This window comes from Polyangium spumosum (assembly GCF_009649845.1).
In the GTDB taxonomy this organism is placed as follows: domain Bacteria; phylum Myxococcota_A; class Polyangia; order Polyangiales; family Polyangiaceae; genus Polyangium; species Polyangium spumosum.
This window is the reverse complement of sequence record NZ_WJIE01000042.1, coordinates 1-12013: the sequence shown is the minus strand read 5'-3', so window position 1 is coordinate 12013 and position 12013 is coordinate 1. Positions and strand designations below refer to the sequence as shown.

The window sequence follows — 12013 nt, the reverse complement described above, 5'->3', positions numbered from 1 at the left end:
GCTCCTCGCGTCGAGCCTCGCGCCCCTCGTCGAGGACCTCGCCGCGGAGGGTTTCCGCCGCCTTGGTTTCCGCCACCTCGACCCCCCCGGATGCGGGGGTGGCGGAAATACGACGTCGAGCGCGGTCGGGGCGCCTCGACCCCGGGGAAGATTTTCGACGAGGGCCGCCCCATGCGCGGAGGTCCCCTCGACCCCTTGCGCGCGCCGAGCTCGCCGAGCTCGAGGCCCTCGACCCGCCCCGGCCTCCCCGCCGCCCTCGACCTCGGCGGGATCGCCCGCCTCGACCAGGACCCCCGCGGCAACGTACGACTCCGCCGAACCCCTCGGCGAGGCCCTCGCGTCGAGCCTCGCGCCGCTCGCCGAGGAGCTCGCCGCGAGCCGATTCCGCCGCCTTCATTTCCGCCACCTCGACCCCCCGGATGCGGGGGTGGCGGAAATACGACGTCGAGCGCGGTTCTGTGCTCGTCACCAGCCCGGCGAGACGATCGCAGCGCGTTTGGCAGGACGAGTGGATAACTGTTGCGGATATCCCCGCCGACCCAAACCCCGCTGAACCCCCTCGACCTCCTGCCCGTCCGCCCGTGCGCCGTCCGGCTGGAACTGCCCGCATGCCTCCCCCGAAGTAGCCGGCCGCATCTCTCTTGTCCTCGTCCCTCCACCTCACTCCTCAGCGGCGACGTGCTTCCTTGTGTCTGGGCAGTCTTAGGCCCTCGACCCCTTGCGCTCGCCCTCGACAGCCCCACCCTCCCCGTCGCCCTTGACCTCGGCGGGATCGCTCGCCGACCCCAGCGGCAACCTGTGGCTCGGGAGAGCCGCTCCGCGAACCCTGGCGTCGCCGAGGGATCCCCTGTCCACGTCGTTGCTCTTGGCCTCGTGCGACAGATCGTGTATACGTCAGCAAAGCTAACTGCAGGAAATCTAAATGGCCAAAATCCAAAGCTTTGCCGTTAAGTCGTTCTGTTGCCGATGCGGCGGATTGACTAATCATACTGTTCTCCGCGAGGAGTCACGGCACCGAACCCAGGACAAAGAGCCGGATCTATCGGTGGAATTCGCAACCGAGCAATGTCAGATTGTTGCGTGTGGCGGTTGCGATGGGCTGTCCTTCCGTCGCGTTGTCACGTGCAGTGAGGATTACGATCAGGAGACCGGAATGCCAGTGGAGACTGTCGAATGGTTTCCAAGTAAACCGGTCGCCGTGGAAAGCGAAGCCTCCTTGCCCATTAGACGATTCCCGCACTTGCCCGAAACCCCTAAGCGAATCTATCGTGAGACGGTTGGGGCATTCAACAACGAGCTCTATACTCTGGCCGCCGGTGGACTGCGGGCTGCCGTCGAAGCGATATGTCTTGACAATGGGATTACGGAGGGCCCGGTGGAGGAGGTAGATAAGTCGGGAGCCCCCGTTGTCCGTAGAAAGAGCAACCTCCAAGGTAAGATTGGCGGATTGGCCGAAGGGGAGCTGCTCACGAAGAAACATGCGGATGTGCTTCATGCACATAGATACATGGGAAACGAAGCTCTTCATGAGCTGGAGATGCCCGATCCCGACGATCTCAAAGAGGCGATCGAGATCCTCGAACATACCTTCACGACGATTTACGAATTGAAGCATCGCGGAGATGCACTGAAACTAGGCCGATCGTAGTCCACGCTGCTTGGGGCTCCTGAGCGCATCGACTCCCTCCATTCAGTGCGCCCGCCCTGGGACATCCTCCGTGGACCGCGCAGAGTAGCCCTGGGCGTGAGATGTCACCTACTCGCTTCGTTCGTGCCTTGCGTCCGATCCAAGACTGTGCGAACCGGGCAAAGGACATTCCCAACGCCAACCCACCTCACGATCGGCCATGGCTCTCCGTTTCCGCAAGAGCATCAAGATCCCCGGAGGCTTCCGCGTCAACCTGAGCTCCCGCGGCATCGGCGCATCCTGGGGCGTCCCTGGCTTCCGAGTCAGCACCGGCCCCTCCGGCTCCCGCGCCCACTTCGGCCTCCCCGGCACCGGCCTCCACTCGAGCCAGAACCTCGGCGCCGGCCAACGCGTCGGCTCCTCGGCCGACGCGCAGTACCAACAGATGCTCGCGGTCCAGCACGGCCCGAGCCGCGCCGCCTACTTCGACCCGAACCGCCACGAGGTCGAGCTCCACGAGCAGCACATCCGCGCCCTGACCACGCTTCACCACGAGGGGTGGTCCCCCTGGGACTGGCACCGCGTCGCCGCATCGCCCCCGCCCCCGCAGCCGTACCGACAGAACCACCGCGAAGCCGCCGCCCTCCAGGCCCTACAGGCGCACCGCCCCGGCGTCCTCGGGAAGCTCACCGGAGCCGATCGCCGCCTCGAAGAGCTCCAGCTAGCCGTCCACGTCGCCCGCGCCCAGGATGAGCAGGAGTACGGCGCCCATTACGCCGCGTACATGAACGAGGTCGATCGCTGGAAATGGTTTCAGCGCGCCGCGCAAGGCGTCCTTTCCGGCGATCCGGAAGCCTGCCAGGCGGTCCTCGACTTCCTCGGCCCCTTCCAAGCCTTCCAGCAGCTCGGATCCTCGCTGAACGTATGCATCACCCGCCCGTGGTGCGTCGAGGCATGGCTCACCGCGAACAACCAGAGCGTCCTCCCCGCGGAGTCCCTGTCCTTGACGTCGACGGGCAAGGTGTCTCAAAAATCGATGCCCACCCAGCGTTATTGGGCGATCTACCAGGACCACGTGTGTAGCGCAGCGCTTCGCATCGCCCGCGAGGTCTTCGCCCTGCTCCCGATCCCCGTGGCCCTCGTCCACGTCGCCTACCCATGGACGAACACCCAGACAGGCAAGCCCGACCGCTATCCAATCCTGTCCGTCGCCTTCGATCGGGAGACCCTCTTCGCCCTGAAGCTCGACAGCATCGACCCGTCCGATTCCATGGCGAACTTTGAGCACCGCATGACGTACAAGAAAAATTCGGGCTTTGATCCCGTCGAAGTGCTCACCCCGGACGAGATCGAGCAGAACCAGGCTTGACGCACGCCCCCAGTTCTGGGTCCCAGGCAGGACAAACCACCATGAAACAAGCTCGCCCCAAGTATCAGGTTTTCGTCAGCTCGACCTACCGCGACTTACACGATGCGCGGGAACGTGTCACGTGGGCTATATTGAATGCACGTCATATTCCCGCCGGCATGGAGAATTTCACAGCGACTAACGATCGAGGCTGGGAAACCATTAGAAGAGTCATCGATCTGACTGACTACTATGTCGTCATTCTTGCGGGCGCTTACGGAAGTATCGACGAGACGACGGGCATTAGTTGGACCCAACGAGAGTATGAGTATGCCCTCGAACGAGGGATTCCTGTGCTCGGTTTTATCCGTGCCGATACTCACATCACCCAGGCTGACGTTGAGAAAGACGCAGCCAAGCAAGCGAAATTGATTACATTTAAAGCAAGGCTTAAGAAGCAACACCTAGTCCAAGAGTGGACGGATGCGGAAGATCTTGCGCGCAAAGTGGTTGAGGCTCTCAGAAACCACATTCACGATGACGAGGATAGACGGTGTCCGCGGCCTGGCTGGTACCGCGGAGATTCGATTGATTTTTCTTCGACAGTGGCTGATGAACTCGCCAGATTATCGGCGGAGAATGAGGCCTTGAGACGACAAGTCGAGGAGGTGAAGGGAGGTAAACGCGTTTGTCTGGAACTCACCGATGCTTATGATAATGTATTTGTCGACAGTTCCGAGGTCGCGTACGAGGTGCCCAAATATGTGCTTAACCGGGAATCGGCGGCAATTGTTGATGCGGTAACAGGCGTTGTAAGTTCGAGCCACAGTGAGTATGAGCGGTTTCTGGATAGGGCTAACCGCTCTATGACTTTCCATGCCAGAGTGCGAAACACAGGCAATAAGCCAGCGAAAGAGGTGACCGTCGATCTTGAGTTTGAAGGTTGTGAGCAGGTGAATTTGGTTGGATACGAGGCTCCAAGTGTGCCTGAGCACCTCAGGGGTATAGCCCCCAGGTGGAAAATGGACACGGCGAGACACGTCTATATCGACCGAACTTTTGGCCGTGGCGGAAAAGTGTGTGTCCGACAACGAGTCAAGAACATTGCGCCCGGTGTCGCTGAAGACCTGGTGTATTTTCTGGTGCGCGCCGAGGCCATGGATGCAAATGGCTGGTCTGTCACCTGCTCCTACTCCATTACAGACGCCGATGGGGCCCGCACGAAAGGGTCGTTTCTACTAGTGACACAGTTTAAGACACAAGAAGCTCTTTCCGAAGAGCAAGTAGCGGCACGGTTCAAGTAGTCCCTTTACGAGCTTTGCAACCGCGTCCGCCTCGACGGGGCGCTGGTAGGCTTACGATCTCGCTCGCCCGGGAGCCGGCTCGATCGCCTGGATCAACGGATCCGGCTCCCCCTCGGACCCCTCGTCCCCGTCATGCTCGCCGAGTTTCACGCGCCGCCCTCTTGCGGCCCGACGCGCACCACCGCCGCGTGCTCATACACCCGCTCCGCGGTACCGCCCCCGTAAAACTTCGCCATCTCCCGCTTGGGAAGCCACGTCGTGAAGATCGTCCGGAGCTCGGGCCGCTTGTGCCGGTAATCGACCACCTCTCGCGTCCCGGCGATCCTGTCTGGAATCCACCCCGAGCCCACGGGCGCACCATCGAGCTCGTCCCCGACGTCATCGAATACCAGCACCGTCGCCCGCTTCGCCTCGCGCCGCGTCTCGACGGCCTCGGGACTCTCCCCGCGCACGTCCCGCACCGCGACGAACCGCGCCCCTCGCGCGATCCTCACCTGCTCCGCGAGCCGATCCGACGCGAACCGCGGCCGCTCCCCCGGCCGCGCCGCGGGCCCGCTCCCGAGCGCCGCCATTCGCGCGTCCTCGGGCAGCGCGTCGAGCGCGCCCAGCTCGATCACGCGCCGGAGCATCACGCACGCCGCCGACGTCTTCCCGACCTGGGGCTTGGGCCCGAGCAGGACCACGTTCCGGCCCGCCTCCATGGCCTCGATGAGCTCCCGCCGAACCCGTGGCCAGTCCTGGATCCGCTTGTGCTTCAGCCGCTCGGCCGCCTCATCCTCCCCGGGGATCGCCCACGTGAACCGCGGCGGGATCGACCGCAGCGCCGGAAGCAGCTCCCGCTGATACTTCGCCCGGACCTCGTCCTCCACGCACCCCGCACACACGCCCGGCAGGCGCGTCGTCCGCCCGCAGTCATTCGCGCACGCGTACACCCCGAGGGGCGGCCCTGCAAAACTGGCCAAGGTCTCCGCCACCGATTGAAAGCCACCGCGCCTCATAAGTATCCACCTCCGGGCGAAGCCATCAAATCGTCCGAATCGAAGAGCCCGGGAGGAGCCTCCTTGTCGCAGGCATCCCCGAGCGGCTGCAATCCCACGGCCCGACGAGGACCGGCGCCCGCCGTCCGCCGGTCCTCGGTCTTCCCCTGCTTCCAGGCGAACTTGATCCCCCTGCGGATCCAATTCTCCCAGGCAGCCCCCCAATCCGCCCAGCGCTGATCCTTTGCCCTCGCCAGACCGCAAAACGTGGCGATCTCGTGATCCACGTCCGCGTCGGTCCACGAGAGACCGGCCTTTTCGGCTTGAGCCAGCGCCCATTGCCGCATCCTCGGCGAGGGAGCCCAGCCATCCGGCATCGGCAAGAGCGGCTTTCGCCGTTTCGGCGCCTCGCCCCCGTCGCTCGCCGAGGCGATCCCCACGAGCCCAACCTGGTACGGCCCGGCCTCGCCCCGCGCCGCGCCTCGAGCCCGCCTCTTCGAGCTCCGCGCTTTCGTCGCCTCTCTCTCTGGATCTCTTTCTGGATCTTTCTGATCGTGATCCAGAGAGAGAGCTTCGGGTCCGCCGCGCGGACCGCCGCCGTCCGCCACGCGGACCCCTGGAGAGCCCCAGCCGTCCGCGGCGCGGACCTCGGCGAGGCTCGACCCGTCCGCGGCGCGGACCTCGGCGCCCACCGCCACCCGTCCGCCGGGCGGACCCCCGCCGTCCGCGGCGCGGACCTCGGCGCCCTCTGCCACCGGTCCGCCGGGCGGACCCATGCCGTCCGCGGCGCGGACCTCAGCGAGGCTCGACCCGTCCGCCACGCGGACGCCTCCCTTCCGCGGACGGGTCCGCCGAGCAGACGGCGATTCCTCGGGCGACCGATCGAGCGCCTCGACGTCGATCCGGTACAGGTTCGAGGCCCTCGCGCCGCGCGGAGCCTCGACAACCAGCACGCCCGCGCGTCGCAGGAACGGCACCACTTCCGCGACAACCGACCGCGTTGTCCCTGCGTCATCGGCGATCGTGTCGTATCCGGAGAACGCCTCCCCGTCCGCGTTCAGCCGCGAGGCTATCGCCTGGAGAATGGCCTTTTCCGCGAGACGCAGATCCGGCCGCCTTGAATCACGGATCGCACGAGAGGCGACTTCGGCAGGGCTTGCCATCATTCACCGTCGAAGAGCCCGAGTTGGTTCGCCTTGCGCACGTGTCGCGCGTCGGTGGTTTGGGTGCGGATCGCCTCCCGTGCTCGCGCCGCGATCCTCGGATCGATCTCGCTCCCGAGGAACCGCATCCCGAGCCGCCGCGCGGCAACCCCCGTCGAGCCGCCCCCCGTGAAGAAATCGACGACCAGGCCCCCGGGCGGAGCGACGACCGAAAGGCACCGCTCGATCACCTCGGGAGGCTTGGCCGTTTGGTGATTCCGCGCCTCATGGTGGAGCCGCGAGCAGTTCACAACGTCCCCCGTGCTCGCATCGTGAAAGACGCCGGTCCCCTTGACGAAGTGGAGGACGACCTCGTGTTGACGCCGGAACCCGGCCCCGAGGGCCGGCGCTCCCTTGTCCCAGACGATCATCCCTTGCCAGCGCAGCCCGCTCGACTCGAGGGCCGGCGCGAGGAGCGGAACCATGCGCCAATCGCAGAAGACGCCGAGGCTCCCGCCCTCGAGCAGGATCCGGAACGCTTGAACCGCGACGCAACGGAGGAGCCACACGATCCCCGCGGATCCCATGTTGTCATTGATGAACCAGCCCATGGCCTTCACGCTTTGATGCCGGATCATGCCGCGGGACTGGCGCTTGGCGGACTCCGTGTACCCGCCCGAGCAGTAGGGCGGATCGGTCCAAACCGCATGCGCGCACGCGTCCGGGAGCGTTTCGGCGAAGTCGAGCGCATCAGCCGTGGCGACGTGCCACCCGGCCGAGCCTGTGATCACTTCGTCCGGCGAGCCCTCGCGGCCGAGCGCGAGCACATCGGGATCCGGCGCCTTCGGTCGAGCGACCATGGCAGATCGGTATCAGCCGCCAACCCTGGAAAGCAAGGCGAACGTAACGCTATATAGGAAAGATAATGTCCTAGCTTGCCTAGCGATCGGACAATATCCGTCCTATGCCATCGGAACGAATGCGGATGGCTTCAACCATCCAGCGTGGCGAGAATTCAGGCCGCGATTTCGGAGAGCGAACCCACCAATTCGGGGATTGGCAATGTTTCGAATCCCGCTGGGGACGCCATCCATACTGCTGAGCCCTGTCTTCCCCGTGACGCGGTAACGCCGTCCTTCCGGGGTCTCCACAGGGCTCATCGTCAACGGGCCGACGAGCAGTCTCTCCAAGGCTCGCCGGGCGTCCTCGGGCCGCTTCTCGGTCAACCCTCGAAGGTCTTCGAGGCGCTTCTTGGCGTCCTTCTCCAGGCGACGGACCTCCAGGTCGAGAACCTGGGGTGCGGTCTTGAGGATCGCGATGCGGCCGTTGAGAGCTGAGAGCCGCTGCTCCCTCTCCGTGATCATCCGGAGGACGGTCTCGGGCTTGTCGTCGGTCGCCACGAGAGCTGCCCCGAGACGGTCAAGCTCCGTCTTCACCTTGCGAGCTTGGGCTTCCAGCTCCGCCACCTCGTCTCCATTCCCCTCGGACCGGACCTTGAGCCGCGCGCGGACCTCACGGAGGACCATCGAGATGACCTCCTCGGTGAGGATCTTGCGCTCGACGTACGAGAGGACGGCTGCGTCCACGGCCTCGACGGGGCGACGGAGGCTGTTCGAGCACGTCTTCTTCTCGCGGTAGTTCGAGCAGATGTAGACGCGGGTGGGCTCGACGCCAGCCTTGCCCGGGATCACCTGCAACCTGCCGCCGCAGACGCCACACCGGGAGAGCCCGCTCAAGAGGTACTTCGGTGGCGCTCCACTGTTGCGGGTCCGGCCGAAGCTCGTCTTCTTCACCTTCCGAGCTTGAACTCGGTTCCAAAGCTCGTCGTCGACGATCCTCATGTGCGGCATCTCGACACGGGTCCACTCGTGTTCCGGCCGAGGAACACGGACCTTGGTCCCGCCTCGGTACGCCTTCTCGGCCCGGCCCCACGTGAGGATTCCGATGTACGTCTCCCGCTCGGTCATCGGGAGCAGGGCTGACTGCGCCCATCCCCTTCCACGGGGAGACGGGACGCCGCGCGCGTTCAAGTCCTTGGCGATGCTCTTGAGTCCTTCGCCGTCCGCGTATCGCGTGAAGATTTCCCGGACGATCTTCGCTTCGTCCTCGTTGATGGCGTACTCGACTCGCAGACGGCGCTCCCCGTCCTTCACCTCGACATTGGAGTAGCCGTACGTCTTGCCGCCGGTCACCAAGCCCTTGCGGGCCTTGACCGAATGGTTCTCCCTCGTCCTCTGGCTGATCTTCTCCCGCTCCAGCTCCGAGGCGAACGACCGGACGCTCACCATGAATTTGTCGATGGCGCCGTCGACCCGCACTTCCTCATCGCTGAAGTAGTAGAAGAGCCGGGCGCCTGAATCGAGCAAGTCTTGAATGAGGAGCGACGTCCTGTTGGTATCGCCCCCAAGCCTCGACTCGTCGCGAACCACAACGACGTCGAACGCCTTCTTCTCGGCGGCGTTCAGCATCGAGAACAAGCCGGGGCGCTTCTTGAACTCGGCGCGAGAGACTGCGTCGTCGACGAACACGTGGGCAGGGTCCAAGGACCAACCCTTGCGTTCGATGTACCGACGACCCTCGCCCGTCTGAACCTCGATGGAATCCGCCTGGTGTTCTTCCGTCGACCGCCTGACGTAAAGCGCCGCTCTCATGGGTGTTGACTCTAATAGCATAGGAGATCCCCCGGCTCTGCCGGGGAGGCAGCCGAAGTTTGACATTTCCGGGAGTCTGAAGGCGGTACCCCCTTCGTGAGCCGCTCAAAGCAACACGAAAGGGGTTCCCGTGGACGAGTACAACAGTCTCAACCATACGAAGTGGGAGTGCAAGTACCACGTCGTGTTCATCCCGAAATGTCGGAGAAAGGTGCTGTACGGAGAGCTTCGCCGGTTCCTCGGTCCGCTCTTCCGGACGCTTACGGAGCAGAAGGAGAGCCGGGTCGAGGAGGGGCACCTCATGCCGGACCACGTTCACATGATGCTGTCGATCCCGCCGAAGTACGCGGTGTCGCAGGTCGTCGGGTACATCAAGGGCAAGAGCGCGATCCACATCGCGCGGACATTCCTCGAGCGGAAGCGGAACTTCGTGGGCCAGCACTTTGGGGCACGAGGATACTTCGTCTCGACCGTAGGACGAGACGAAGCCGTGATCCGTGAGTACATCCGGAATCAGGAGGCAGAAGACCGGCGGGTCGAGCAGCTCCGCCTCCTGTAGAATCGAGCGCCACCTTCAGGTGGCTCCCAAGGCCGCTCGTGAGCGGCCCATCACCCAGCCGCTTTGAGCGGCTCACATATCGAAACCCCCCGGCTTTGCCGGGGGATCGTTAGTCGTCTTCCCCCGTGCTGGGAAGCGTTTTTGGGTTCGTCTCGGTACTTTTGGGGGTTGGTCGCGGGGCGAGAAGGTCTGCCAGGATCATGTCCGCGAGCGCCTGGACGAACGGGCGGAGATCGTCGGCGACAGGCAGATCGCCGACCTCATCCCCTCCCTGGGGGACGGCCTTCGTCGTCTCGTCTCTCGGTCGCCGGGTGCGGGCCACCAACAGCGTTACACCGATCGATCGCGGATCCTCCGAGATTTTTCACGCCGACCCTCGGGAGCAGCTTGACAGGCGTCCGGTCATCCAATCCAGTCTGGCCGGTTCGTCCTCCCCGTACATGGGGAGGACAAACGAAAGTGCCCCCGGAAGAGCTGCAATCTCCGCCGGGGGCGATGGCCGACAACCCCTTGGACGGGAGCACCAGCCGATGCCTGATCTACACCGCGCACACGGGAACATCCACATCGATCTCAGGCGGATGACGTGACGCCGCCCCGCAGGAATGCGGGGCTCCCCAACGACGACGAACTGAGCGACCTTCAACGGGTCGCTATGGGGGTTCTTTGTCGTTTGGGTGTGCCCCGGGAAATTTGCGGACGATCTCGTGCAACAAATCATGCTCGACCTTGTGATCGCCTTTCGGCAGGGGCGTATCCGAGACCCACCGAATCGGACCATCCTTCGAGGGTGGGTCGGAGTCGTCGCTGCCCGCCAAGCCTACTGGCATCGTCGGAAGGCCCGCCGGGACGCCGCCCTCTTCGTGGACCGCGACGTCGACCAGCTCCCCGGTCCCCATCCCGACCCGCACCTGGAGGCGAGGGAGGAGCTGCGGCGTGTCGAGCGGAGGCTCCGGCCGAAGCAGCTCGACCGCCTTCTCGCCGACGTCTCCGGTGACGATCCGGGCGTGGGCCGGTCGGCGATCTGCGCGTACAGGAAGAAGGCCCGGGGCCGACGACGCTGACCCCACCCTCGGCACGGGCCACTGGGCGAGGCGTTCGTCCTCCTGTACAGTGGCCGGGCCATGACCGGCCAGCTCAACGTCAACATCAACCTCGGCTTCGACAAGCTCTTCGAGATGGTCGCAAGCTATCTCGGGCCCGGGATCATCCGCCGGAAATCCGTTGAGGAAAACAAGGCGAGGCTCTCCGCGGCTCATACGGATATCGACGTACAGAAGCTCGGCGTCACGGCCGAGTACGAGGAGAAGAAGGCTCGGCTGCTGGCCGAGCGCGACTACCGACAGTTCGAGGCACAACTACGTGCCAAGGAACTGCCACCGGCCGTCGATGTGGAGATCATCGACGACGTGCCAATCATCTGGGACCCTGAGCCTGTCGTTCTCGACCATCAACGGAGGCCGTTCGAGTTTGTCGAGCAGCGGAGGCTCAGAAACCTACAGCAGGTGGTGAATGAGACGGCGAACAACCTCAAGGCCCTACCTGCGCACGAGGAGGTTTCAGAGCAAGGCCCGGACCCAGATTGGGCTGCAAGGTTCTTCGACTGTGCGCAGGACGTGTCGAACGAGGATATGCAAAAGCTTTGGGGCAAGCTCTTGGCGGGGGAGATAGCCCAACCTGGAAAATATTCACTCCGGACCTTGGACGTATTGAGGAACCTCACCTCGACGGAGGCACAACTCTTTCATCGCTACATCACCTTCTGCTCGAACATCGGCCAAATTCTCCTGCCCGATGACGAGGAATTTGTTAAGGCATGCAGTGTCAGGCTGAGTGACACAGCGCAGCTTGTCGAATGTGGCCTTCTTCATCCGGGGAAGGAGGCTATGTTCGGATTTCAACCCGTAGATGTTCGGTTCCCCTTCCGTGCCAAGGTGCTGCGGATTCACGGTCCCACCACACGAAAGCTCTGGGGCGGGACTGTTTTCGATGTCACAGGAGCGGGACGCGACTTGGCAAATATCAGCCTGCCCCCTGTCGACGAAACTTACCTCGCAGCGTTACGTGCATCAGCGCTGCGCCACAAGCTAGCGTCAGAGGTTACCGACGCATCCCCGCCCACTCCTGAGCCGTCGGAGCAGCAGGGGAAGTCCTCGTCCTGAGCCCACGCGCAGCACTGAGGAGAGCCCGGCCCGCCCAGGTGAAGGGATGAGCCGGGCTCTCGTCGGTTGTCGCGCCGGTCAGTCGATATCGTCGATCGTGATCACACCGTCCTTGTTGTTCTGCCTCCCTCGGAACGGGACAAACCTAACCGCCGTGCTACACCCGGTCGAGGACAAACCGTTCATGTCGAAGCGAACCCGCAGGAACCATACGAGCGAGCAGAAGGCTGCGCTGCTGAAGCG

Annotated in this window: 10 protein-coding genes; 6 read left to right on the top strand and 4 right to left on the bottom strand. The window is 64.0% G+C overall.

Annotated elements, in window-relative coordinates; all coding sequences use genetic code 11:
• Positions 1 to 922: 922 nt before the first annotated feature.
• From GF068_RS42965 to GF068_RS42955, 3 genes are all read left to right on the top strand, one after another.
• A complete protein-coding gene (locus tag GF068_RS42965; protein ID WP_153825383.1) occupies positions 923 to 1648 on the top strand; it encodes a DUF4145 domain-containing protein in 726 nt (241 codons plus the stop codon).
• 199 nt (positions 1649 to 1847) lie between these two features.
• Positions 1848 to 2996: a DUF4236 domain-containing protein gene (locus GF068_RS42960; protein WP_153825382.1), complete on the top strand. Its 1149-nt coding sequence runs from the start codon at positions 1848 to 1850 to the stop codon at positions 2994 to 2996.
• Between the two features lie 41 nt (positions 2997 to 3037).
• Positions 3038 to 4279 carry a DUF4062 domain-containing protein gene (locus GF068_RS42955; RefSeq protein ID WP_153825381.1) on the top strand — a complete coding sequence of 414 codons (1242 nt, stop codon included), beginning with the start codon at positions 3038 to 3040 and terminating at the stop codon, positions 4277 to 4279.
• Positions 4280 to 4425: 146 nt separating this feature from the next.
• Here the strand turns inward: GF068_RS42955 and GF068_RS42950 are convergent, their stop codons facing one another.
• The 4 genes from GF068_RS42950 to GF068_RS42935 all read right to left on the bottom strand — a co-directional run bounded on the left by GF068_RS42950 (position 4426) and on the right by GF068_RS42935 (position 9049).
• Positions 4426 to 5253, bottom strand: a complete 828-nt coding sequence (locus GF068_RS42950; RefSeq protein ID WP_153825380.1) for a hypothetical protein — start codon at positions 5251 to 5253, stop codon at positions 4426 to 4428.
• A 20-nt stretch (positions 5254 to 5273) separates the two neighbouring features.
• On the bottom strand, positions 5274 to 6233 hold the full coding sequence (locus GF068_RS42945) for a hypothetical protein (RefSeq protein ID WP_153825379.1): 960 nt from the start codon (positions 6231 to 6233) through the stop codon (positions 5274 to 5276).
• 185 nt (positions 6234 to 6418) lie between these two features.
• Positions 6419 to 7258 carry a DNA-methyltransferase gene (locus GF068_RS42940; RefSeq protein ID WP_153825378.1) on the bottom strand — a complete coding sequence of 280 codons (840 nt, stop codon included), beginning with the start codon at positions 7256 to 7258 and terminating at the stop codon, positions 6419 to 6421.
• A 102-nt stretch (positions 7259 to 7360) separates the two neighbouring features.
• The gene (locus GF068_RS42935) at positions 7361 to 9049 is read right to left on the bottom strand and encodes a recombinase family protein (protein ID WP_170320056.1); all 1689 of its coding nucleotides are present in this window, start codon (positions 9047 to 9049) and stop codon (positions 7361 to 7363) included.
• A gap of 130 nt (positions 9050 to 9179) precedes the next feature.
• Between GF068_RS42935 and tnpA the strand changes: the two genes are divergently transcribed.
• The 3 genes from tnpA (at position 9180) to GF068_RS42920 (ending at position 11770) form a co-directional block, all read left to right on the top strand.
• The gene (gene tnpA, locus GF068_RS42930; RefSeq protein WP_338046795.1) at positions 9180 to 9608 is read left to right on the top strand and encodes an IS200/IS605 family transposase; all 429 of its coding nucleotides are present in this window, start codon (positions 9180 to 9182) and stop codon (positions 9606 to 9608) included.
• Positions 9609 to 10327: 719 nt separating this feature from the next.
• Positions 10328 to 10672, top strand: a complete 345-nt coding sequence (locus GF068_RS42925; protein ID WP_206079677.1) for a hypothetical protein — start codon at positions 10328 to 10330, stop codon at positions 10670 to 10672.
• Between the two features lie 60 nt (positions 10673 to 10732).
• Positions 10733 to 11770 carry a DUF2806 domain-containing protein gene (locus tag GF068_RS42920; RefSeq protein ID WP_153825375.1) on the top strand — a complete coding sequence of 346 codons (1038 nt, stop codon included), beginning with the start codon at positions 10733 to 10735 and terminating at the stop codon, positions 11768 to 11770.
• Positions 11771 to 12013: the final 243 nt, after the last annotated feature.

Excerpts from the sequence above, each read along its gene's own strand:
- GF068_RS42955 (WP_153825381.1), top strand. The coding sequence starts at position 3,038 with ATGAAACAAGCTCGCCCCAAGTATCAGGTTTTCGTCAGCTCGACCTAC.
- GF068_RS42960 (WP_153825382.1), top strand. The coding sequence starts at position 1,848 with ATGGCTCTCCGTTTCCGCAAGAGCATCAAGATCCCCGGAGGCTTCCGC.
- GF068_RS42925 (WP_206079677.1), top strand. The coding sequence starts at position 10,328 with ATGCTCGACCTTGTGATCGCCTTTCGGCAGGGGCGTATCCGAGACCCA.
- GF068_RS42920 (WP_153825375.1), top strand. The coding sequence starts at position 10,733 with ATGACCGGCCAGCTCAACGTCAACATCAACCTCGGCTTCGACAAGCTC.
- GF068_RS42965 (WP_153825383.1), top strand. The coding sequence starts at position 923 with ATGGCCAAAATCCAAAGCTTTGCCGTTAAGTCGTTCTGTTGCCGATGC.
- GF068_RS42935 (WP_170320056.1), bottom strand. The coding sequence starts at position 9,049 with ATGAGAGCGGCGCTTTACGTCAGGCGGTCGACGGAAGAACACCAGGCG.
- GF068_RS42940 (WP_153825378.1), bottom strand. The coding sequence starts at position 7,258 with ATGGTCGCTCGACCGAAGGCGCCGGATCCCGATGTGCTCGCGCTCGGC.